Source organism: Citrobacter sp., from assembly GCF_050252275.1.
Lineage (GTDB): Bacteria > Pseudomonadota > Gammaproteobacteria > Enterobacterales > Enterobacteriaceae > Citrobacter_A > Citrobacter_A amalonaticus.
In genome coordinates, this window is the sequence record NZ_JBFWLF010000015.1 from 1 (window position 1) to 22,161 (window position 22,161).

A 22,161-nucleotide genomic window follows, 5' to 3' on the forward strand; every position below is an offset into this window, starting at 1 on the left:
CCAAATCGAATCCATCCATCACGATGTACATCAGCGTGGCGAAAACGATGATAACGAACCAGATTACCGATAAATCAATACCCATTAGCGGTGTGCCTCATGTTGAGAATCGAGGACGGCAGCAGACAGTGGTCTGGCAGGCGTGCCGGTAGGCGGCGTCGGGGAAATCGTGTCCAGCGGTCCTTTGCGGATGAGGCGGATCATGTAACTGTAGCCCACGCCGAAGACGGCGCTATAGACGACAAAGAACGCCAGCAGAGAAATACTCATGTGCAGGTCGCCGTGAGCGGAGACCGCATCCGCCGTGCGTTGCAACCCGTAGACGACCCACGGCTGGCGGCCCACCTCCGTCGTGACCCAGCCGGCCAGAATGGCTATCAATCCTGACGGTCCCATCCATAAGGCGAAGCGCAGAAACGGTCGCGACGTATAAAGACGCTGCCGGTAGCGTAACCACAGAGCGCAAACACCTAGCAGGATCATGAGCATACCCAGCCCCGCCATAATACGAAACGACCAGAAGACCATCGTCGAATTGGGGCGATCCTCTTTCGCAAACTCTTTAAGCGCCGGGACCTGTTTATCCAGGCTGTGAGTCAGGATCAGGCTACCCAGCGCCGGGATCGCCAGACCATAGCGGGTTCGTTCCTGTTCCATATCCGGCCAGCCGAACAGCAGCAGCGGCGTCGGTTCTCCTGGCGGATTTTCCCAGTGGCCTTCAATGGCGGCAATTTTGGCTGGCTGGTGTTTGAGGGTATTCAGACCGTGCATGTCGCCAATGAGCGCCTGTAACGGTGCGACAATCAGCGTCATCCACAGCGCCATCGAAAACATGGCGCGAATAGCGGGCGTCGCGTTGCCACGCAGTAAATGCCAGGCCGCAGAGGCCCCAATAAATAACGCGCTACTGAGAAACGCCGCCACCGACATATGCAATAAGCGATAAGGGAACGACGGGTTGAAAATGACGGCGAACCAATCCACCGGCACGACCTGGCCGTTGACAATCTCATAGCCCTGCGGCGTCTGCATCCAGCTGTTGGAGGCGAGGATCCAGAAGGTGGAAATAATCGTGCCCAGAGCGACCATACAGGTGGAGAAAAAGTGTAATCCGGGGCCAACCTTGTTCCAGCCAAACAGCATCACACCGAGGAACCCGGCTTCGAGGAAGAAGGCGGTGAGCACCTCATAGGTCAGTAATGGCCCAGTGATACTGCCAGCGAACTCGGAAAACCCGCTCCAGTTGGTGCCAAACTGATAGGCCATCACCAGGCCAGACACCACGCCCATGCCAAAGTTAACGGCGAAAATTTTTGACCAGAACTGATATAGCGAGCGCCAGACAGGATTTTTGCTTTTCAGCCAAAGACCTTCCAGCACCGCAAGATAGCTGGCAAGACCAATGGTGATCGCCGGAAAAATAATGTGGAAGGAAACCGTAAAGGCGAACTGGATCCTTGCCAGATGAAACGCATCAAGACCAGACATGCATTGCTCCGCACTAAAAATTGATTCAGCGCAATTCTAGGCCGGGAAGGGTTTCAGTGGCAGAAACAGAACGGTTCTATTTAACCATAACAGTTGCGTGAATGTTACAAATTGCATCTGTTGATATAAATTCTGGAATCTGCCTTCCCGAATTGATACGAGCGGCTCTACACGACGGGCATTTTTCTGTATTTTCCTTTTATCAGGCGAGAAAAGTAAGCATAAATGTTTACTTTCCCGTTCGTCTCGTTCCTGCGCCAGAAGGTGGCTATGTGGTTTCGTTTCCGGATATTCCGGAAGCGCTCACCCAGGGTGAGACCCGCCAGCAATCCCTTGATACCGCTCTGGAAGCGTTAGTCACCGCTTTTGAATTCTATTTCGAAGATAGTCAGTCTGTCCCGTTACCTTCGCCGGTGAAGGAAGGTGACGACTTTGTTGAGGTCCCGCTCAGCGTCGCGTCAAAAGTCCTTTTGCTCAACGCTTTCCTGGCGTCAAAAATCAGCCAGCAAGAGCTGGCGAAACGCATTGGCAGACCGAAACAGGAAATTACCCGCCTGTTCGACTTACGACACGCAACAAAAATTGATGCGGTGCAGACGGCGGCGCGCGCGCTCGGCAAAGAACTGTCGCTTACGCTGTCGTAAACCATAACAGTTCTTAGGATGTTGAGTATTTAATTCACTGATATACACTGCAAGGATCACCTGCCACGGATCCACGAGTGAATAACAATGAAAAAGTACCAGCGTCTGGCTGAACAACTCTGCGAACAGATTGCCTCTGGGGTCTGGCAACCTGGCGATCGCCTGCCGTCGCTGCGTGAGCAGGTGGTCAGCAGCGGGATGAGCTTTATGACCGTCGGGCATGCCTATCAGCTGCTGGAAAGTCAGGGGCGGATCATTGCGCGCCCGCAGTCTGGTTATTATGTCGCGCCGCGCCCGGTTCACCAGCCAACGGTGCAACCGGCCCAGGTGATGCGCGACGAAGCGGTGGATATCAACACTTATATTTTCGAGATGCTACAGGCCAGCCGGGATGCGTCGGTGATGCCGTTTGCTTCTGCATTTCCCGATCCGCGTTTATTTCCCCTCCAGCAACTGAACCGTTCTCTGGCACAGGTGAGCAGAACAGCAACCGCGATGAGCGTAATTGAGAATCTGCCGCCGGGTAACGCGGAACTACGCCACGCCATTGCCCGTCGCTACGCCTTACAGGGCATTACCGTCTCGCCGGATGAAATCGTCATCACCGCCGGGGCGCTGGAGGCGCTCAACCTGAGCCTGCAAGCGGTGACTAAACCCGGTGACTGGGTGATTGTCGAAAACCCCTGTTTTTATGGCGCGTTACAGGCGCTGGAACGACTGCGGCTTAAAGCGCTGTCGGTTGCCACTGACGTGAAGGAGGGGATCGATCTCGCGGCGCTGGAGCAGGCGTTGCAGGCGTATCCGGTTAAAGCATGCTGGCTGATGACCAACAGCCAGAACCCGCTTGGCTTTACCCTCAGTCCGGAGAAAAAAGCGCGTCTGGTTGAGATACTCGATCGTCATAATGTGATGTTGATTGAAGATGACGTTTACAGCGAACTCTATTTTGGCCGGGAGAAACCGCTACCGGCCAAAGCGTGGGATCGGGCCGACAAGGTGCTGCATTGTTCGTCATTCTCCAAGTGTCTGGTACCGGGTTTTCGCATCGGTTGGGTCGCCGCAGGAAAACACGCCCGCCAAATCCAGCGTTTACAACTGATGAGCACACTTTCCACCAGTTCCCCGATGCAACTGGCGCTGGTCGATTATCTCTCAACGCGCCGTTATGACGCCCATCTGCGCCGCCTGCGTCGTCAACTGGCAGAACGTAAACAACAGGCCTGGCAAACGCTGCTGCGCCATCTCCCCGCCGAAGTGAAAATACATCACAACAACAGCGGCTATTTTCTCTGGCTGGAACTGCCGGAATCACTGGATGCGGGCGAACTGACCGCACAGGCGTTGGCCCACCACATCAGCATCGCGCCTGGAAAAATGTTCTCGACCTCAGACACCTGGAAACGCTTTTTCCGCTTCAATACCGCATGGGGTTGGGGGGAACGTGAAGAGGCCGCGGTAAAACAACTGGGGCAACTCATTCGCGCGCAGATGAAATAAAACGTGCGCGCGATTCAATATAAAAGAATGGCGCGTTCTTATTTAGAAAATATCAGCAAAAACCGTACGACGTTATTTCCCGTAGACCATCATAGGAAATATCAATAGCTTTTGTTTTTCCTCCTCGTCAGCTAACCCCTTGTCTATACTCCAGAAGATAGCCACACAACGCCGCAGTCCGGGGCGTAATGCGCGTTATGTCACAACCTGATTAAATTTCCTCATGCCGGGAGGTGCGCTGACGGCGCGCCGACTACTTTTAGGAAAGGACATATATTTACGGCAAGGCTGCCGCTCAATATTTTGCGACAGGAGTAAGATCTTATGAGCAAGAAATTTGCCCGCAGCAGCCTGTGCGCGCTCAGTATGACGCTGATGACCGCGCACGCCGCCGAACCCCCCACCACGTTAGGTCAGACTGAAGGTCGCCTGGATATTATCGCCTGGCCGGGTTATATCGAACGCGGTCAGACCGATAAACAGTACGACTGGGTAACACAATTCGAAAAAGAGACCGGCTGTGCGGTTAACGTCAAAACGGCGGCGACATCGGATGAGATGGTCAGCCTGATGGCGAAAGGGGGCTACGATCTGGTCACGGCCTCAGGTGATGCTTCGCTGCGTCTGATCATGGGGAAACGCGTGCAGCCGATCAATACGGCGCTCATCCCGAACTGGAAAAACGTCGATCCTCGCGTGGTCAAAGGCGACTGGTTTAACGTGGCGGGCAAAGTCTACGGTACGCCGTATCAGTGGGGGCCGAACCTGCTGATGTACAACACGCAAACCTTCCCGACGCCACCAGATAGCTGGAGCGTGGTGTTCGTCGAACAAAACCTCCCGGACGGAAAAACCAACAAAGGCCGCGTTCAGGCCTATGACGGACCTATTTACATTGCCGATGCGGCGCTGTTCGTGAAAGCCACCCAGCCACAACTGGGGATCTCGGACCCGTATCAACTCACCGAAGAACAATACCAGGCGGTGCTGAAAGTGCTGCGCGCACAACAACCGTTGATTCACCGCTACTGGCACGACACCACGGTGCAAATGAGCGATTTCAAAAATGAGGGCGTCGTGGCCTCGAGCGCCTGGCCGTATCAGGCGAACGCGCTGAAAGGTGAAGGACAACACATTGGCACAGTGTTCCCGAAAGAGGGCGTCACCGGTTGGGCTGATACCACCATGTTGCACAGTGAAGCCAAACACCCGGTTTGCGCCTATAAGTGGATGAACTGGTCGCTGACGCCAAAAGTTCAGGGTGATGTAGCCGCCTGGTTTGGATCGCTGCCGGTGGTCACCGAAGGCTGTAAAGCCAGCACGTTGCTGGGCGATAAAGGCTGCGAAACCAATGGTTACCGCTATTTTGACAAAATCGCCTTCTGGAAAACGCCTGTTGCTGAAGGCGGTAAATTCGTGCCGTACAGTCGCTGGACGCAGGATTACATCGCCATCATGGGCGGTCGTTAACGTCACTGGGGTGATTTATGACGTACGCAGTGGAGTTTGACAACGTCTCGCGCCTGTATGGTGACGTGCGGGCGGTCGATGGCGTCAGTATTGCGATTAAAGACGGGGAATTTTTCTCTATGCTGGGGCCATCTGGCTCCGGCAAAACCACCTGCCTGCGCCTGATTGCCGGTTTTGAGCAGCTTTCGGGCGGATCGATTACTATCTTTGGCAAGCCTGCCAGCGATTTGCCGCCCTGGGAGCGGGATGTGAACACCGTGTTCCAGGACTATGCGTTGTTTCCGCACATGTCGATTCTCGACAATGTCGCCTATGGGCTGATGGTCAAAGGCATTGATAAAAAACAGCGTCATGCCCAGGCTCGCGAGGCGCTGGAGAAGGTGGCGCTGGGGTTCGTCTTTGAGCGCAAGCCGTCACAGCTTTCCGGCGGTCAGCGTCAACGGGTGGCGATCGCCCGAGCGTTGGTCAACGAACCGCGTGTGCTGTTGCTGGATGAACCGCTCGGTGCGCTGGATCTGAAACTGCGCGAGCAGATGCAACTGGAGTTGAAAAAACTCCAGCAGTCGCTGGGGATCACGTTTATCTTCGTCACGCACGATCAGGGCGAAGCGCTGTCGATGTCCGATCGTGTGGCGGTATTTAACAACGGGCGTATTGAACAGGTGGATTCACCGCGTGAGTTATACATGCGACCGCGCACGCCGTTTGTTGCGGGCTTCGTCGGGACATCGAACGTCTTTGATCCGGCGATGGCCTCGAAGGTATGCGGGATGACGGGCAGCTTCTCGCTGCGCCCGGAACATATCCGGCTCAATGTTCCTGGCGAGATTCAGGCGCAGGGGGTGATTCAGGCGGTGCAGTATCAGGGCGCCGCCACCCGTTTTGAGCTAAAGCTTTCCGGCGGTGAAAAGCTGCTGGTCAGTCAGGCTAATCAGACGGGAGAACCCTTTGCGACCACGCTTGCGCCCGGTCAGCCGGCGATGGTCTCCTGGCCGCGCGAGGTCATGGTACCGCTGGTCGAGGAGAGGTGAATGGCAATGAACGTGCTCTCCACGCCTTCACGGCCAGGTGGCTTGAGTAAACTCACCGGTTTTTTCTGGCGTTATCCCGGGTTGGGACTGTTTTTGCTGTTGCTTGGTCCGCTGATGTGGTTTGGTATTGTCTACTTCGGCTCGCTACTGACGCTGCTGTGGCAGGGATTTTACACCTTTGACGACTTCACCATGTCGGTGACGCCGGACCTGACGCTTGCCAATCTTCGTGCGCTGTTTAATCCCGCCAATTACGACATCATTTTACGCACGCTGACGATGGCGATCGCGGTGACGATATCCAGTGCGATTCTGGCGTTTCCGATGGCGTGGTACATGGCGCGCTATACCCGCGGCAAGATGAAAGCATTTTTCTATATCGCGGTCATGCTGCCGATGTGGGCGAGTTATATCGTCAAAGCCTATGCCTGGACGCTGCTGCTGGCAAAAGATGGCGTGGCGCAATGGTTTCTGAACCATCTTGGTTTAGAACCTTTACTGACCAGTCTGCTGACGCTGCCAGCCGTGGGAGGAAACACGCTCTCAACGTCGGGATTAGGGCGCTTTATGGTGTTCGTCTACATCTGGCTGCCGTTCATGATCCTGCCGGTTCAGGCCGCGCTGGAGCGGTTGCCGCCGTCGCTGTTACAGGCGTCTGCCGATTTGGGCGCGCGTCCACGACAGACCTTCCGTTATGTGGTTCTGCCGCTGGCGATCCCCGGAATTGCCGCCGGTTCGATCTTCACCTTTTCCTTGACGCTGGGCGATTTCATCGTGCCGCAGTTGGTGGGACCGCCGGGGTATTTCATCGGCAACATGGTCTATTCGCAGCAGGGGGCGATTGGCAACATGCCAATGGCGGCGGCGTTTACGCTGGTACCGATCGTGTTGATAGCCCTTTATCTGGCGTTCGTGAAACGTCTGGGAGCGTTTGATGCACTCTGAGCGCGCACCGTTTTTCCTCAAACTGGCGGCCTGGGGCGGGGTTGTTTTCCTGCACTTTCCCATTCTGATCATCGCCGCCTATGCGTTTAATAGCGAGGACGCGGCCTTTAGCTTTCCCCCGCAGGGACTGACGCTGCGCTGGTTTAGCGTTGCGGCACAGCGGAGCGATATTCTGGATGCCGTGACGTTGTCACTAAAAATCGCCGCGTTATCGACGGCGATTGCGTTGGTGCTTGGCACACTGGCAGCGGCGGCGCTCTGGCGGCGTGATTTCTTCGGCAAAAACGCCATCTCGCTGTTGCTGCTGTTACCGATCGCCTTACCGGGGATTGTCACCGGTCTGGCGCTACTGACCGCGTTTAAGACGGTCAATCTCGATCCGGGTTTTTTCACCATTGTGGTCGGTCACGCGACGTTCTGCGTGGTGGTGGTATTTAACAACGTGATAGCCCGCTTTCGTCGTACTTCATGGAGTCTGGTAGAGGCTTCTATGGATCTTGGCGCGAATGGCTGGCAAACCTTCCGCTATGTCGTGCTGCCGAATCTGGGTTCGGCGTTGCTGGCGGGGGGAATGCTGGCGTTCGCGCTGTCATTCGATGAAATCATCGTCACGACCTTTACTGCCGGTCATGAACGGACGCTGCCGCTGTGGTTGCTCAATCAGTTAGGGCGACCGCGTGACGTACCGGTGACAAACGTCGTGGCACTGCTGGTTATGCTGGTCACAACCATTCCGATTCTGGGGGCGTGGTGGCTCACGCGTGAAGGCGACAGCGTCGCCGGAAATGGTCAATAAACAACGATATGGGAAAATGCTATGCAACATCAATTACTGATTAACGGCGAGCTGGTCAAGGGTGAAGGTGAAAAGCAGCCCGTCTATAACCCTGCCACCGGCGAGGTGCTGCTGGAAATTGCAGAAGCGTCTCCCGCTCAGGTGGATGCGGCCGTCCTCGCCGCCGATCGTGCGTTTAGCGAATGGGGACAGACAACCCCGAAAGTGCGCAGTGAACTGCTGCTGAAGCTGGCGGATGTTATTGAGCAAAATGCGCATGAGTTTGCTGAACTGGAATCGCGCAACTGTGGTAAACCGCTGCATTGTGCGCTCAATGATGAGATCCCGGCGATTGTCGATGTGTTTCGCTTTTTCGCCGGTGCCGCCCGCTGTCTGAACGGTCTGGCGGCGGGGGAATATCTGGAGGGCCATACCTCGATGATTCGCCGCGACCCGGTTGGCGTGGTGGCCTCCATTGCGCCGTGGAACTATCCGCTGATGATGGCGGCATGGAAACTGGCCCCCGCGCTGGCTGCCGGTAATTGCGTGGTGATCAAACCTTCGGAAATCACGCCGCTGACCGCGCTGAAGCTGGCGGAATATGCCAAAGATATCTTCCCGCCGGGTGTGCTCAATGTGCTGTTTGGCAGAGGCAAAACGGTTGGCGATCCGCTGACCGGGCACAAGAAGGTGCGTATGGTCTCGTTAACCGGCTCCATCGCGACCGGTGAGCACATTATCAGCCATACTGCGCCGTCGATTAAGCGCACGCATATGGAACTGGGCGGTAAAGCGCCGGTGATTGTGTTTGATGATGCCGATGTGGATGCGGTGGTGGAAGGTGTGCGCACCTTCGGCTTTTACAATGCCGGTCAGGACTGTACCGCCGCCTGTCGCCTCTACGCGCAGAAGGGTATTTACGACGCGCTGGTGGAGAAACTGGGGGCTGCCGTAGCCAGCCTGAAAACCGGCGCACCGGAGGAGGAATCGACCGAGCTGGGGCCGCTGAGTTCACTGGCGCATCTGGAGCGCGTCACTAAAGCTGTTGAGGAGGCCAAAGCGCTGGGACATATCAACGTGGTCACCGGTGGAAAAAAAGTAGAGGGGCCTGGCTATTACTTTGCCCCGACGCTGCTGGCAGGGGCTAAACAGGAAGATGCAATTGTCCAGCGAGAAGTGTTTGGTCCGGTGGTCAGTGTGACCATCTTCGAGGATGAAGAGCAGGTGCTGGAGTGGGCCAATGATTCGCAATATGGCCTCGCGTCGTCGGTCTGGACGCGCGACGTCGGACGCGCTCACCGGGTCAGCGCGCGTCTGCAGTACGGTTGTACGTGGGTTAACACCCATTTCATGCTGGTGAGCGAAATGCCGCACGGCGGGCAGAAACTGTCCGGTTATGGCAAAGATATGTCACTTTATGGGCTGGAGGATTACACCGTGATCCGCCACGTAATGGTTAAACATTAAGGGTAATTTACGCCCGAAAGGTGGCGTGGGAAGATGATCACTCGAAGGCAGAGAGAAATATTCTCTCTGCCTGTCTGCGCCGCAAGCTCTCAAAAATTACATAAACCAGCCAAATCTCAATGAGATAAGAGCAAAAAGACCCACAGCAGCAAAGAGATTTATTAACACTACGGTTCTACTGGATACATTCATATTTGCCACCTTGCGTTAGTGCCCCTTTGTGTATAGTCCGGCATCCTGTGATCCGCAATAGTACGAACCAGGGACTTAACGTAAGCGGTCATAAAAAATGGCAAATGGTTTGACCGAAGGGGATAAAACTTGATGTATGTCAAAAAATGGAGCATATTGCGCGCGATTTATTCTTCTGGCCGGATGCCCGTAAATGTCTTTGTACCAAAAAATGTTGATGTTCTATGCGGTGATGGCTGCGATTGCCTTTCTGATCACCTGGTTTCTCTCGCACGATAAAAAACGCATCCGCTTTCTGAGCGCCTTTCTGGTCGGGGCCACCTGGCCCATGAGTTTCCCGGTGGCACTGTTGTTTTCATTGTTTTGAGCAGACGTCGCCGGCATCCATTCCGGCGGAACGCTCAAAGCGTTGCCAGCAGCGCGTTTAGCGCCTTTCGGTCGGCTTCAGTCACTTCCTGCGGATGCTGATATCCCTTGTTTTCCGTTGCCCGGGTATACAGCGCAACCAGCCAGTCATAAACATAGCGGCTGGCGGCGTGCACCGGCTGTTCTTCCAGATGCGTCAGACGCGCCATCGGCTGGCGTTTGACCGCGCTGAAAATTGCCGTTCCTTTAGCGATTCGGCTGGCGGGTCGCTCTGTTTCTGCCACTTCGGCATAGCCAATCCAGGCAATAAAGTTGGCGATGCAGGCGTGCAACTGAGCGCCGCAAACTTCTTCACGCTGCAATATTTGTTGCAGTTGCTGCGGCAGTTGCAGGCGATAGCTGGCGATCGCCAGGATGTCGACGACCTGACGCAGCGCAGCGGGCGTCAACCCTAAACGCTGCGCCTGACTGTCATCGCGACTCCACTGGCGAATATGGTTGAGCCACAGGCGGTGCGCCTGATAGCCTGTCTCCTTGTTCTCTGACGGCTGCGGCGTATCACGGACTTCGGCGAAAAGGTCAATGGTCTCATTGAATAAACCGCTGACCTGCTCTTCACGCGGTTGCTGAATGCGGAGCAGGGTTTCAAACTGTTGAACCGCTGGTAACAAACCATCAAGCAGATCGCCGTGATGTGCCGCCTGTTGCTGTAGCTGGCGAACCACCGCTTCCGCACTGAGCGCTTCAGCAGGTTGCGCAAACATCAGTTCACGAACGCGCTGCTGATGCTGTTCGCTCAGCGCCTCCAGGCGTGCCTGACGCTGCGGGGCTGAAGTGGCTTGCGACAGCCACTCGATCAGGCGCAGCAGACTGTGTTTGTCCAGCGCCTGTAGGGTGCCCCAGTGTTGGCCTGGTTTTCCCATCAGATGCTGCACCGCTTCATCAAGATTCTGTTGTGTTGTAAAGCGCGCATCTTGCGGCGTAATGGCCCACACCACGCCGGGCAACGCGGTCTCGCGCGTCGGCTGTGTATCGTGCACCCAGTTGAGCAGTGTTCTGGCCGTAGACGGCGTTTGTGTGCGGGTGGCGGTGGCGTTACAGATGACCAGCACATCGGGCTGTAACTGCTGGCGGTAATGCTCCAACAACCAGCCGAGTTTGGCCTGCCAGAGCGGCTGCGGGTGACTGAGCGGCGCAAGCGGAATATCCAGCAGATCGACGTTATCGAGTACGCACTCTTCGACGCTCAGTACCATCTCGCGGGTCAGCAGAGCCAGCGATGCCTGAGCCAGGCTGACGGCGTTAAGTAATTTCTCATCCACGATCGGATGGACAACCACATCGCTTTGCGCCTCCTGCGAGGCCAGAAATTCCTGGGTGATAAAATTTTCAGACGGTAAGCCAAACTGATCGACCAACAGGCTCAGCGGCGCGGCGACTTCGCCGGCATGACCCGTCTGCTGGAGGACCTGCGCCAGTTGCAGCCACTGCTGCGTCAGTTCTGGCTGTTCACCCCACAGCAACGACCAGGCGCTGGCACGGGTTGAGAGATCGACCGTCGGCAGCAGCAGGGCAAACTGGTGCCACAGCGCGTCATCAATTTGCTGTTGTGAGGCGGGGATACAGCGCTGCCAGAAGCGGGCAATGGTCGCGACTTCCTGCGCCGTCACGCCCTGAACCGGGTGCAACTGACGCAGCGACTGCCACTTTTCAATACGCGATTCGATAATCGCTTTTTCCACCTGCCGGTACGCTGACTGCGCGCAGGCCTGGGTGATGAAGATCTGCACCAGTTCTGCTTCCGTAACCAGCCGCAAGCGTAACGGCCACTCGTCATCCGGCAGATTTTTTTGCCGTGTAAAGCGCAGCGCCATATTAGTTGGCGCGTGTCCGGGGTTGAGATGACTGAAATAGTCAAAGCTGCGGTCCGGGGTCATGACATTGACCTTACCGTTGCCGCTGCTGCACAGCGCGGCAAGGAGATGGGCTTTTGCCGCCTGCGAGTAGCCGTAAAGTCCAATGCTGGCGCGATCGTGTCGGGCGGCATTGAGCGCGGATTCGGTGGCGGCTGCGCGGTTGAGTTGGGCCAGTAGCGCATCCGCTTCGTCATCCAGCGTGACGGCATGCTGTCGGGTACGGTTAACCCACGCGATCGCGGCCTGAGTGGTATTCAACATCTTGCTCATTTCAGGTACACGCTCCCGCTGTCAATCCAGTAATGGCTGCCGCTGTGTCGGCGGTCAGCCAGGGTATTCAGTTTTAAAGTCAGGGCATTCGCCGCCACCGGTGTGCCGTCCTGTAACCACGCATCGCTCAGCACAAACGACTCGGGGCCGGTCTCTTTGTTGCCGCCGCGCAGTTGCAGACGCACGTTTAACACGCCGTCACCAGCGATATTCTTTGCCAGATCGGCGGAGTTAATGCTCAGCGTATACAGCGGCGTCGCGGGCCAACGACTGTTCGCCAGTTGGCGAAAACCGAGCGTAACGTTACCGCGGAGCGGGAAGTGCACGCGGGTGTCGAGCTTCGCGCCGGGTTTATCAAGATCGATATCCTGATACCAGACGTTTTCCTCACGCAACGTATTCACCGTATTGTCGAGGACGCCGAGGTAACGCACGGTCGAGTAGGCGCCAATATCAGCGGCTTTAAAGTTAAAGCGCGGCAGTCGCAGATCCAGCGCCAGGCTGCACAGCATCGCGCCGACTGCGGCGGTGGATTTCGGATTGCCGATGCGTCCCTGTTGGCTGAACGGATACCATTCATGGACGCGGTAGTTATCCATCCACACCATGCGGTTGACCGGAACCGGCTGCAGATGGCGGATCAGCGCCTGAACCGCCGGGATACAGGTCGGTCTGCCGGTGACCAGCAGAACATCACAACAATAATGCGAAATGGCTTCGCAGACCGCATGCAGTGGGGACGTCAGGGTAAACTGACCTGCCAGCATCGCCTCCTGTAACTGGCTGAACTGCACCTGTAACGGGACGCTAAAGAGATCAAACGTCGGCGAGCCCGACGGCAGCGCGTGATCAATCGCCTGCTGAATGTAATTGAGCACGTTGCGGGTCGGACGATGGTTCAGCAGATCGCCAAAGGTAGCGTGCAGTCCGGCCAGCGGATCGTTAATGTCGCTCTTCTCCCACGCAGAAAGGACCGCGTGACCGAGCGGCATAAAGAGCTGAAGCGCCGTTTGTTGTCGCAAAACGGCCTGGGTGTCGATGCGTCCGGAATCGCCAAACAGCGTGGCGAGCAGGGCGGCGGCATCCGTCACTCCCGCCTGCTGCAGCCGGGTTTGCAAGGCCGGTAAAATGCATTTCTGGATCACGTCCAGCAGCATGTCGTCGCCCGCGACCTTAAAACCTTCGCGGAACAGCAGATGCGGCGTGATTTTCACATTGGCGCCGACGCCGTCGTCCAGTTGATAGTGAACAATCGCCATATCGGTGGTGCCGCCGCCGATATCAATCGAGGCCACGCGCAGCGCCCGGCCTTTCGTTTCGCCAGGTTCAGGCAGGCGATCCGGGCGGGCAAGGGTGTTGAAGAATGCTTCGCTGCGTCCGGCGTAATGGGAAATGGCTTCGTTATACAGCCAGACCAGTTGGCCACAGCTGGCCTCGTCCCACTCCATCTGAATTTCTGGCACCGGAACCACGCTTTTTTCCTGCTGCTTGCGGGTGCTGAAATCTTCATCCTGCGGGTGCCAGCCCATCGCTTTCCAGACAATCGCTATCGCTTCAAACATGCGCAGACGGAAGATCTCACGCTCCTGTTTCGGCATCGCCGAAGGGAGTGTGAGGATCAATGAGCGTAACTGACGTGGGGACGCCGGGAAACCCAGACGCAGTCGGGTTGCGACACTGTTAATTTGTCCCAGCGCCTGGGCGAGGATCTCACACAGCATGTGGGTCATCAGCGTACTGCGGCTGTACTGAGGCGAAAACACCGGCAGACGGTCATCCTGCGGCAGCGAATAGAGCGGCTGTCCATCGTCGTTCATCAGGTTCATCAGCGGAAAAGCGGTGGCAAGCGGTTCGCGCTGGGTTTTGCTGTTCATCTGGCTGAAACGCCAGTCATGCAGTACCGGCGTTTCATCCCACAGATAGCGGCGCGGACTGGAAATGCCGCTGTTACCGTCCGTCCCCGTACGCTGCATCGCCAGCTTGCGCGCTTCGTCACCGACCCGCACAATCGACGGCCAGATGAACGCATCTTCACGGCCGCTTTCTACCGAGAAATGCTGTTTACCAAAGCGGGCTTCTGAAAATTCAAGACGACTGGTGAACAGCGGATCGTTGAGATACTGCGGTTCGCTGAGCGAACGGACCTGCAGTTCCGCCGTCTGGCGCAGCCCGTCATTGGCGTCGCCGTGATCTTCAATCAAGACGCCGCAGGTATGGGTGTTACCGACATCCAGAATCAAATCAACCGGGATCGCCGGGGTACTGAGAGTGTGGGTCACCAGTTTGACTTCCGGTACGGCGAGCTGTTCACCCAGCAGCGTCAGCAGGTTCAGCCAGTGCGCCTGATACTCAAAGTTACGCAGCGCCAGGCTGATGGCCTGCTCAGTCCGGTTTTCCTGCTGGCTGACGTGGTTGAGGAACGCCTCGCGTAGCCAGCCATCAATCCAGGTCTGATCGAGAAAATCGGCGATCTCATCATCGCGCCAGGCGAGGGCAAAACGGGTGCCGTTCAGCAGATCGTTTTCGCCGGGCGCAAGCGAGGCGGGGGCATTCTCGCTCAGCTGGCTATCGAGCGCGAGCGTCACACGATGGGTGTTGCCCGCGCTGTCGGGTTCGGCAAGCTTACGTACCTGAACGCGCGCCCAGTTGTCTGGCCCTTCAACGAAGGTGCGCGGCGGATTAAAACGCAGGAACGGCAGCGGCAGCCAGATGCCGTCGAGAACCTCCAGGGAATAATGCAGCGTTTGCGTACTTTCCGGTTTTACCACTTCCGGCTGCGAGCCCGGTCGCGCAGGCAGGGTATAGCGACCATTCGCCAGGTCGTAATCCAGACGCAGCAGGGGACCGTTGGCCGTTTTACGCACGAAGCGACCATGATGCGCGGATTCCTGCGGCGTCAGCCCGAAATCGAGAAACTGCACGCCGCTGTTTGCGATGAGCGTGACGCTCTGTTTGTAATCACACAAATTCACCAGCATAAAATCAGGCCCCTGTCTTCTTGAACGTCAACGGGATCGCGGTTTTCGCATCAAAGCGGGCGGTACAAACGGCGACATCATGAGTCCCGGCTTTGCAGGTGATTTCCGGCATTGGATAACGTGAACCGTCGGTGCAGCGCGCATTGCCGCGACTCTTAATCATTAATTCCCCGCTCTGATGCAGCCCTGAGAAGAGGTCCGCGCGGCAGACGATGTTATCGCCGTGAACCACGCGCGCCGTGCCTTTATTGTTCTGGATCTGGTAACGCAGAGACGGCGCTTTACCGGTGACGGGATCTTTCACGTCCACCATGACGCGCCAGTTACCGTTGAGAAAGCGCGTAGTACCAGCCTTCATCTGATTCGCATCCATCACCAGCGCGTCTTTCGGGATCGCGGCAATCACCACCTGCTCATCGGCAGGTTTCTCTTTTTTCACTGGTGCAATGACCTCTGCCTGGTGCAGCGGTAGCGCGACGGTGAGCGTTGGCAGCGGTGCCATTTCCGGTTGCGGCGCATTGACCACTTCCGTCGCAATGGCGGGGGCCTGCGCTTTCCACAGCAGCGGGGCGGCAATGGCGGCAACGATCACTGCGGCGACGGGCAGACTCCAGAGCGGCAGGCGACGTGACGGTTTAACCGCAACAGGCATCACCTTTTCTTCCGCGATCGCGGGAACCGGCTGCGGTGCAATCACGGGGTCAGGCTCGCTGACCGGCACGATCGGCGTAGTGAGCAGCGGTTCATCCGCCTGTGCAAATGTCACTTCAGGCGCGGGCTCTTCGACAGGTTCTGGTTCAATGTGAATTTCCGGTTCGGGTTCTTCCTGGATACGCAGGCATTCCAGTACCTCCTCACGGATGTTCTCATTGAGATTGATAAATCCCCAAAAGGTGATGACCGGCTTGCCATCTACCAGAAAAACGTGATTCTCACCAGGAAACTGGACGGCCTTTTCCAGCAGCGAACCAAACAGTTGCAGTGACGTCTTCCCGGACTGCAGGCTTTTGCGGCTCAGCGATGCAGCGCTTTCCAGCGTCGCGGAAAGGTAGCGCAGGGCGCGAAGGCGAGCCTCTTCATCGGCGGCTTTCCACGCGACGGCTACGCCTTCAAGGGGGGAATACCAGTCAACCCGATCGCCGCTGTCGTTGACTTGTGGAATGGCAAGACAATCTACCATCGCCTGCTGTTTACGCAGACGGAGCGTTTCACGAATTTGTAGTGCTGAATCAAAGACGGCCTGGCCGCCACCGCCGACGGCCTGATAATCATCCAGATTGCCGCTGCGCAAGAGTGTTTTTGCCACGATAAGGTCCCTAAGACTTTTTCACGCATCTACTTTACGGATTCGTGGCTCAGGCAAACGGTGGAAGAGAGGCAAAAAGGGGTGAATTTTCTGGGCATAGAGGCGTTGACGTTTTCGAAAAGCCTTAACGGAAATTCTGTGGCGAAAGATCCAACAAAAATGCGCGGATTCGCATAACCTGAGACGGATTTGTTATTTTTCAGTTTTCTTAATCTATGCTCCTATAACCCCCTCAATAATAACGATGAAGGTTCATATCATGTCCACAGGGAAAACGCTGCTCGCACTGGCGCTCAGTGCGGTGCTACCGATCGGAGCCGCGTTTGCGGCAAATAACGACACGATTGTTTATTGCTCGGAAGCCTCGCCAGAATCCTTTAATCCGCAAATTGCCAGCTCTGGCCCGTCGTTTGTCGCCAGTTCGCAGGTGCTCTACAACCGGCTGATCAATTTTGACCCGGTAAAAAACACGCCGGTACCGTCGCTGGCCACGGACTGGACCATTTCTGAGGATGGCAAAACCTACACCTTTACGCTGCGTCAGGGCGTGAAGTTCAACAGCAACAAGTTCTTCAAGCCGACCCGCGACTTCAACGCCGATGACGTCATTTTCTCAGTATTACGCCAGAAAGAGGCCACGCATCCGTACCACAATGTGTCGCAGGGCAGCTATGAGTATTTCAACGACGTCGGTTTCGATAAGCTGATTAAAGAGGTGAAAAAGGTCGATGATTACCATGTACAGTTTGTGCTGAGCGAGCCAAATGCGGCGTTTCTTGCCGACTGGGGCATGGATTTTGCCTCGATCCTCTCGGCGGAATACGCCGACGCGATGCTGAAAAAAGGGACACCGGAAAACGTCGATAACTGGCCGATTGGTACCGGGCCGTACGTGCTCCAGCAGTACAAGCAGGATTCGCAAATTCGCTATCTGGCAAATCCGAATTACTGGGACGGAGAGGTGCCGACAAAGCATCTGATCTTCTCCATCACGCCAAACGTGCAGACGCGAATGGCGAAACTGCAAACCAACGAATGTCAGATTATCCCGGCGCCATCGCCAGTACAGTTCGACGAAATCCAAAAGAATAAAGACCTGACGCTGCATGCCGTTGAGGCGCTCAACGTCGGTTATCTGGCCTTCAACACCGAGAAAAAGCCGTTTGATAACGTGCTGGTGCGTCAGGCGCTGAACTACGCCACCGATAAACAGGCGATTGTGAAGGCCGTTTTCCTCGATTCGGCGAAAGTGGCAAAATCCCCGATCCCGCCGAACATGATGGGTTTTAACCCGGAACTGAAGGATTACGCATACGACCCGGAAAAAGCGAAAGAACTGCTGAAACAGGCCGGGCAGGAAAATGGGTTTGAAGTCACCCTCTGGTCGATGCCGGTGCAGCGACCGTATAACCCCAACTCGCGACGCATTGCCGAGATGATTCAAAGCGACTGGGCAAAAGTGGGCGTGAAGGCGAAGATTGTCTCTTACGAGTGGGGCGAATACCTTTCCGGGATGCGTAAAGGCGAACATGACAGCGCGCTGTTTGGCTGGATGTCGGATAACGGTGACCCGGACAACTTTGCCGATGTGTTGCTGGGTTGCAACAGCATCAAAACCGGATCGAATGCCGCGCGCTGGTGTGATAAGGAGTATGATTCACTGGTCCTGAAAGCGAAGCGGGTCAGCAAGCCGGAAGAGCGTGTGAAACTCTACCAGCAGGCGCAAGAGATCTATTATCAGCAGGCGCCGTGGATTGCGCTGGCAAATGGCAAAACGTTCTACGCCACGCGCAGCAATGTGACCGGTTATAGCGTCAGCCTGATGGGCAGTGATTTTTCGAAAGCAAAACTGAATTAAGGAGTTTTTATGTCGCACCTGGATGAGGTCAGCGCCCGTGTCGATGCCGCTATTGATGAGGGCGTCATTACCCATATGAATGAACTGCTGATAGCCCTGAGCGATGATGCGCAGTTAAGCCGTGACGATCGCTACACGCAGCAGCAGCGGCTAAGAACCGCAATTGCGCATCACGGTCGTCAGCATAAGGAAGATATGGAAGCGCGTCGCGAACTACTCACGATAGGCGGCTCGATCCTTTGATTGAGTCTCTGTAGTGCCGGATGACGCTGCGCTGACTTGGCCTATGGCGATGGATATGTGTAGGCCTGATAAGCGTAGCGCCATCAGGCATTAAAACTGGCGTCTCGCCACCAGCCAGGCGCCGACCACCAGCATCACTGCGCCGCAGACCGGGCCGATCAAGGCTCTTAGCGGGACGCCGTGACTGCGCAAAATATCCAGTACGAGACCGCCAATGAGCTGGCTGGCGACCAGCACCGCAATCGTGGTCGCAGCCCCCACATGCTGATAGCCGCTAATGCTGGCGAAAACGAAAAACGAGCCCAGCAGACCCGGAATCAGCGTCCACCAGCGCACGCTGGCGGCCAGTTCACCAAATCCCGCCATTCCCTGTTTGAACCACAGAATGCTGACAAACAGCACAATTCCGACCAGCGAGTTCAGCAACATGGCGATCAGGATGGTCGATGAGGTCTGCGTAATCCGCACCATCAGAGTGTTTTGCACCACCAGGCCGATGCCAGCGGCGATCAGAAAGGTGAGGGTGAGCGACTGGTTCATCCGTGCGCGTCCGGTTCGTGGCGATCGTCAAGCTGCAACTGCATAAAGGTCAGATCCAGCCAGCGGCCAAATTTGGTGCCTACCTGCGGCATCTGCGCTGTGGCGTTAAACCCGAGCGTTTCATGTAAATGCAATGAGGTGTGGTTTTGCGATTCGATACCGGCAACCATCACATGCTTACCACAGCGGCGAGCTTCTTCGATTAACCGGCTCAGTAACTGGCGTCCCAGCCCTTTTCCCTGATGATCAGGATGGACATAAACCGAATGTTCGACGGTATGGCGGAAGCCATCAAAGTTACGCCAGTCCCCAAAGGAGGCATATCCCGTGACAACGTCACCTTCCACGCTCACCAGTACCGGATAACCCAGCGCCTGTCGTGCCTCATACCAAGCGATGCGGTTATCGGTATCGACCGTCTGGTCGTTCCAGATGGCCGCCGTGTGCAGCACCGCATGGTTATAGATCTCTGCGATGGCGGCGCAGTCCTCTTTGCTGGCGAATCGAATAGACATGTTGAACCTCAGGGGTTGTACACTATAGTATTACGATATGAATACTATTGAAGACAGCATAAATCAACGGATCAGCGCAAGAATTCGCCTTGAACGTGAATCCCGCAGTTGGTCGCTAACCGATCTGGCTGAACGGGCGGGTGTGTCGCGCGCGATGATCCACAAAATTGAACGCGGTGAAAGCAGTCCAACGGCGACGCTGCTTGGCAGGCTCTCCGGGGCGTTTGGCATCAGTATGTCCACGCTGATTGCCCGTGCTGAAATGCAGGAGGGCAAACTGTCCCGTTTCGACGATCAGCCCGTCTGGCGCGACCCGCAAAGCCACTATCTGCGCCGCCATGTGTCGCCGCGCAGCGATTTGCCGATCGATCTGGTGCAAATTGAATTGCCGGCGGGCAGCGATATCCCGATGCCTGCCTCATCGTATGTTCAGGCCCGGCAACTGATCTGGCTGCAGCAGGGCGAACTGGTGTTTATGGAAGGTGACACGCGCCACGAGATGAAGGCGGGTGACTGCCTGGAACTGGGGCCGCCGAATGACTGTCGTTTTATCAATGAGACAACGCAACCCTGTGTTTACCTCGTTGTGCGCTTAAACCAGGCCGGGAGTTAATGACCGCCGCGGCCTGCTACTATTGATGGATTCATGCTAAAAGCAGAGGAGAACATCATGGCTCAACAAACACACCGTAACCGTCGCTGGGTATTAGCATCCCGACCCCATGGCGCACCGGTGGCAGAGAATTTCCGTCTGGAAGAGGACGATGTCGCCACCCCTGGTGAAGGCCAGGTTTTACTGCGCACTGTTTATCTGTCGCTCGATCCGTATATGCGTGGGCGCATGAGCGATGAGCCGTCATACTCGCCGCCGGTGGAGATTGGCGGGGTGATGGTGGGCGGCACCGTCAGTCGTGTGGTGGCGTCAAATCACCCCGACTATAAACCGGGTGAATGGGTGCTGAGTTACAGCGGCTGGCAGGATTACGATATTTCCGACGGCACGGGACTGGTGAAGCTTGGAGACAATCCTGAAAATCCGTCGTGGGCGCTCGGCGTGCTGGGGATGCCTGGATTCACCGCCTATATGGGATTACTGGACATCGGCCAGCCAAAAGCGGGCGAGACGCTGGTCGTTGCGGCCGCCACGGGGCCTGTCGGCGCCACGGTTGGACAAATTGGGAAACTGAAGGGCTGTCGCGTGGTGGGCGTGGCTGGCGGAGCGGAAAAATGCCGTCATGCTACCGAGGTGCTGGGCTTCGATCTCTGTCTGGATCATCATGCCAGCGATTTTGCTGAACAACTGGCAAAAGCCTGCCCGCAAGGCATTGATGTCTACTACGAAAACGTGGGCGGGAAAGTGTTTGATGCCGTGCTGCCGTTACTGAACACCTCGGCGCGAATTCCTCTTTGTGGTCTGGTCAGCGGTTATAACGCGACAAACTTACCGGCTGGGCCTGACAGACTGCCGCTGCTGATGGCGACCCTGCTGAAGAAACGGATCCGTATGCAGGGCTTTATCATCGGTCAGGATTACGGACATCGTCTTCACGAATTCCAGCAGGAGATGGGACGCTGGGTGAAAGAGGGGAAAATCCACTATCGCGAGCAGGTTACCGACGGACTGGAGAACGCGCCGCAAACTTTTATCGGCCTGTTGACCGGTAAAAACTTTGGTAAAGTGGTGATACGCCTCGCCGACGACGCGTAAACCATACCTGGCGGCGAGAGCCGCCATAAAAAAATGGGCAAATTTTTAAATTCCAGCTTTAATTATTTAGGGTATATATCACCGCGTAATCGACGAATAATCTGTCGGCGCTGTTAATAAAACGCGGGTAAATTGCTATTCATTACGTTTCACATTTTTTAAACCAGGCGATATTTATATCAATTAGGCGATTTAGCTTAATTGCGATTGGCTATGTTATGAGGTGAAGAAACAGAATGCCTGGTATGGAAAAAACGCAACATATAAGTTTGACCACGCAAGTTGAAAGAGGGCTAAAAGACAAATTAAGCATTGGCGCATTACGTCCTGGCACCAGGCTAATCACTAAAAATATCGCGCAGGCGCTGGGGATCAGTATCACCCCGGTTCGGGAAGCGCTATTACGCCTGGTCTCCGCAAACGCATTGGCTATCGCGCCTGCACAAGCCTTTATGGTTCCGGATATTACAATGACGCGGTTTAGCGAAATCATACATATCCGCTGCGAGCTTGAAGGCATGGCGGTAATGACGGCGACGGGCGAGGTGACGGCGGAGCGGATGGAGATTCTGCAAGCGCTTCTGGCGGACTATCAGCTGGCCCACGAGAGCGGTACGGTCGAGGATCGCCTGCTGGCAAACCGGGCGCTGCGCTTCAAAATCTATCAGTTTGCGAATATGCCCACCCTGGTCGAAATGATCGAACAGCTTTGGGTACGCATGGGGCCAAGTCTGCATTTTCTCTATGACAGGGCGAAGCATGACGCTTATCAACACAACGTCGGGCATTATCAGGAATTACTGAATGCGATGGCGGCGGGAAATAAAGACGCCAGCCGTCATTGTTTAATTGACCTTATCAATAAAAATGTAGCGATAATTAAACAACAGTACCATATTAAGTCTGGCTTAAATATAGCGGGGAATATCCCCGCTAGTACGATTATGAATAA

At 55.9% G+C, this 22,161-nt stretch carries 19 protein-coding genes and 1 pseudogene; 13 read left to right on the forward strand and 7 right to left on the reverse strand.

From position 1 onward, the window contains the following. Nucleotides 1–84: 84 nt before the first annotated feature. A complete protein-coding gene (locus tag AB7E14_RS02415) occupies nt 85–1,488 on the reverse strand; it encodes a cytochrome ubiquinol oxidase subunit I (RefSeq protein WP_043000644.1) in 1,404 nt (467 codons plus the stop codon). 221 nt (nt 1,489–1,709) lie between these two features. Here AB7E14_RS02415 and AB7E14_RS02420 point away from each other — a divergent pair, with 221 nt between their 5' ends. The 7 genes from AB7E14_RS02420 to patD all read left to right on the forward strand — a co-directional run bounded on the left by AB7E14_RS02420 (nt 1,710) and on the right by patD (nt 9,317). Beyond that, nucleotides 1,710–2,132, forward strand: a complete 423-nt coding sequence (locus AB7E14_RS02420) for a type II toxin-antitoxin system HicB family antitoxin (protein ID WP_044257883.1) — start codon at nt 1,710–1,712, stop codon at nt 2,130–2,132. 87 nt (nt 2,133–2,219) lie between these two features. After that, nucleotides 2,220–3,629, forward strand: a complete 1,410-nt coding sequence (locus AB7E14_RS02425) for a PLP-dependent aminotransferase family protein (protein ID WP_043000645.1) — start codon at nt 2,220–2,222, stop codon at nt 3,627–3,629. A 324-nt stretch (nt 3,630–3,953) separates the two neighbouring features. Further along, the gene (gene ydcS / locus AB7E14_RS02430) at nt 3,954–5,099 is read left to right on the forward strand and encodes a putative ABC transporter substrate-binding protein YdcS (RefSeq protein ID WP_090050444.1); all 1,146 of its coding nucleotides are present in this window, start codon (nt 3,954–3,956) and stop codon (nt 5,097–5,099) included. 17 nt (nt 5,100–5,116) lie between these two features. Continuing rightward, on the forward strand, nt 5,117–6,130 hold the full coding sequence (locus AB7E14_RS02435) for an ABC transporter ATP-binding protein (RefSeq protein ID WP_316961677.1): 1,014 nt from the start codon (nt 5,117–5,119) through the stop codon (nt 6,128–6,130). Beyond that, complete coding sequence (locus AB7E14_RS02440) at nt 6,131–7,075, forward strand: ABC transporter permease (protein ID WP_316961676.1); 945 nt, start codon at nt 6,131–6,133, stop codon at nt 7,073–7,075. Further along, entirely contained in the window at nt 7,065–7,871 is an 807-nt protein-coding gene (locus tag AB7E14_RS02445) for an ABC transporter permease (RefSeq protein ID WP_043000649.1), read from the forward strand. Before AB7E14_RS02440 ends, AB7E14_RS02445 begins: the two co-directional genes overlap by 11 nt. Before the next feature lie 21 nt (nt 7,872–7,892). Continuing rightward, on the forward strand, nt 7,893–9,317 hold the full coding sequence (gene patD, locus AB7E14_RS02450; RefSeq protein ID WP_058588092.1) for an aminobutyraldehyde dehydrogenase: 1,425 nt from the start codon (nt 7,893–7,895) through the stop codon (nt 9,315–9,317). A 96-nt stretch (nt 9,318–9,413) separates the two neighbouring features. On the opposite strand, the gene yncL is transcribed toward patD, so the two are convergent. Next, nucleotides 9,414–9,509: a stress response membrane protein YncL gene (yncL, locus tag AB7E14_RS02455; protein ID WP_071887673.1), complete on the reverse strand. Its 96-nt coding sequence runs from the start codon at nt 9,507–9,509 to the stop codon at nt 9,414–9,416. A 193-nt stretch (nt 9,510–9,702) separates the two neighbouring features. Here yncL and ortT point away from each other — a divergent pair, with 193 nt between their 5' ends. After that, entirely contained in the window at nt 9,703–9,876 is a 174-nt protein-coding gene (ortT, locus tag AB7E14_RS02460; RefSeq protein WP_042318948.1) for an orphan toxin OrtT, read from the forward strand. A 34-nt stretch (nt 9,877–9,910) separates the two neighbouring features. On the opposite strand, the gene AB7E14_RS02465 is transcribed toward ortT, so the two are convergent. The 3 genes from AB7E14_RS02465 to AB7E14_RS02475 are packed head-to-tail and all read right to left on the reverse strand — an operon-like array spanning nt 9,911 to nt 16,345. Beyond that, entirely contained in the window at nt 9,911–12,061 is a 2,151-nt protein-coding gene (locus AB7E14_RS02465; RefSeq protein WP_316961675.1) for a virulence factor SrfC family protein, read from the reverse strand. After that, nucleotides 12,058–15,039, reverse strand: coding sequence for a virulence factor SrfB (locus AB7E14_RS02470; protein WP_044327431.1), 2,982 nt, complete (start codon nt 15,037–15,039; stop codon nt 12,058–12,060). Before AB7E14_RS02470 ends, AB7E14_RS02465 begins: the two co-directional genes overlap by 4 nt. 4 nt (nt 15,040–15,043) lie before the next feature. Further along, nucleotides 15,044–16,345 (reverse strand): SrfA family protein, encoded by a 1,302-nt coding sequence (locus tag AB7E14_RS02475; RefSeq protein ID WP_316961674.1) that lies wholly within the window; start codon nt 16,343–16,345, stop codon nt 15,044–15,046. 259 nt (nt 16,346–16,604) lie between these two features. Here AB7E14_RS02475 and AB7E14_RS02480 point away from each other — a divergent pair, with 259 nt between their 5' ends. Both AB7E14_RS02480 and AB7E14_RS02485 read left to right on the forward strand, forming a co-directional pair. Beyond that, nucleotides 16,605–18,203, forward strand: coding sequence for an ABC transporter substrate-binding protein (locus tag AB7E14_RS02480; protein WP_058588088.1), 1,599 nt, complete (start codon nt 16,605–16,607; stop codon nt 18,201–18,203). Between the two features lie 9 nt (nt 18,204–18,212). Beyond that, nucleotides 18,213–18,446 (forward strand): YdcY family protein, encoded by a 234-nt coding sequence (locus AB7E14_RS02485; RefSeq protein WP_428169308.1) that lies wholly within the window; start codon nt 18,213–18,215, stop codon nt 18,444–18,446. Nucleotides 18,447–18,536: 90 nt separating this feature from the next. Here AB7E14_RS02485 and AB7E14_RS02490 read toward each other — a convergent pair whose 3' ends face one another. Next, nucleotides 18,537–18,986 (reverse strand): DMT family transporter, encoded by a 450-nt coding sequence (locus AB7E14_RS02490; RefSeq protein ID WP_043000656.1) that lies wholly within the window; start codon nt 18,984–18,986, stop codon nt 18,537–18,539. Beyond that, nucleotides 18,983–19,501, reverse strand: coding sequence for a GNAT family N-acetyltransferase (locus AB7E14_RS02495; protein WP_316961673.1), 519 nt, complete (start codon nt 19,499–19,501; stop codon nt 18,983–18,985). Before AB7E14_RS02495 ends, AB7E14_RS02490 begins: the two co-directional genes overlap by 4 nt. 37 nt (nt 19,502–19,538) lie before the next feature. Here AB7E14_RS02495 and AB7E14_RS02500 point away from each other — a divergent pair, with 37 nt between their 5' ends. From AB7E14_RS02500 to AB7E14_RS02510, 3 genes and pseudogenes are all read left to right on the forward strand, one after another. Continuing rightward, on the forward strand, nt 19,539–20,114 hold the full coding sequence (locus tag AB7E14_RS02500) for a helix-turn-helix domain-containing protein (protein WP_316961672.1): 576 nt from the start codon (nt 19,539–19,541) through the stop codon (nt 20,112–20,114). Nucleotides 20,115–20,171: 57 nt separating this feature from the next. Further along, on the forward strand, nt 20,172–21,209 hold the full coding sequence (locus tag AB7E14_RS02505; RefSeq protein WP_044327435.1) for an NADP-dependent oxidoreductase: 1,038 nt from the start codon (nt 20,172–20,174) through the stop codon (nt 21,207–21,209). A gap of 236 nt (nt 21,210–21,445) precedes the next feature. Next, nucleotides 21,446–22,102: pseudogene (locus AB7E14_RS02510) on the forward strand (GntR family transcriptional regulator); the annotation flags it as partial. Between the last annotated feature and the right edge of the window lie 59 nt (nt 22,103–22,161).

Excerpts from the sequence above, each read along its gene's own strand:
- AB7E14_RS02415 (WP_043000644.1), bottom strand. The coding sequence starts at position 1,488 with ATGTCTGGTCTTGATGCGTTTCATCTGGCAAGGATCCAGTTCGCCTTT.
- AB7E14_RS02425 (WP_043000645.1), top strand. The coding sequence starts at position 2,220 with ATGAAAAAGTACCAGCGTCTGGCTGAACAACTCTGCGAACAGATTGCC.
- ydcS (WP_090050444.1), top strand. The coding sequence starts at position 3,954 with ATGAGCAAGAAATTTGCCCGCAGCAGCCTGTGCGCGCTCAGTATGACG.
- AB7E14_RS02435 (WP_316961677.1), top strand. The coding sequence starts at position 5,117 with ATGACGTACGCAGTGGAGTTTGACAACGTCTCGCGCCTGTATGGTGAC.
- AB7E14_RS02440 (WP_316961676.1), top strand. The coding sequence starts at position 6,131 with ATGGCAATGAACGTGCTCTCCACGCCTTCACGGCCAGGTGGCTTGAGT.
- AB7E14_RS02445 (WP_043000649.1), top strand. The coding sequence starts at position 7,065 with ATGCACTCTGAGCGCGCACCGTTTTTCCTCAAACTGGCGGCCTGGGGC.
- patD (WP_058588092.1), top strand. The coding sequence starts at position 7,893 with ATGCAACATCAATTACTGATTAACGGCGAGCTGGTCAAGGGTGAAGGT.
- yncL (WP_071887673.1), bottom strand. The coding sequence starts at position 9,509 with ATGAATGTATCCAGTAGAACCGTAGTGTTAATAAATCTCTTTGCTGCT.
- ortT (WP_042318948.1), top strand. The coding sequence starts at position 9,703 with ATGTCTTTGTACCAAAAAATGTTGATGTTCTATGCGGTGATGGCTGCG.
- AB7E14_RS02465 (WP_316961675.1), bottom strand. The coding sequence starts at position 12,061 with ATGAGCAAGATGTTGAATACCACTCAGGCCGCGATCGCGTGGGTTAAC.
- AB7E14_RS02470 (WP_044327431.1), bottom strand. The coding sequence starts at position 15,039 with ATGCTGGTGAATTTGTGTGATTACAAACAGAGCGTCACGCTCATCGCA.
- AB7E14_RS02480 (WP_058588088.1), top strand. The coding sequence starts at position 16,605 with ATGTCCACAGGGAAAACGCTGCTCGCACTGGCGCTCAGTGCGGTGCTA.
- AB7E14_RS02485 (WP_428169308.1), top strand. The coding sequence starts at position 18,213 with ATGTCGCACCTGGATGAGGTCAGCGCCCGTGTCGATGCCGCTATTGAT.
- AB7E14_RS02490 (WP_043000656.1), bottom strand. The coding sequence starts at position 18,986 with ATGAACCAGTCGCTCACCCTCACCTTTCTGATCGCCGCTGGCATCGGC.
- AB7E14_RS02495 (WP_316961673.1), bottom strand. The coding sequence starts at position 19,501 with ATGTCTATTCGATTCGCCAGCAAAGAGGACTGCGCCGCCATCGCAGAG.
- AB7E14_RS02500 (WP_316961672.1), top strand. The coding sequence starts at position 19,539 with ATGAATACTATTGAAGACAGCATAAATCAACGGATCAGCGCAAGAATT.
- AB7E14_RS02505 (WP_044327435.1), top strand. The coding sequence starts at position 20,172 with ATGGCTCAACAAACACACCGTAACCGTCGCTGGGTATTAGCATCCCGA.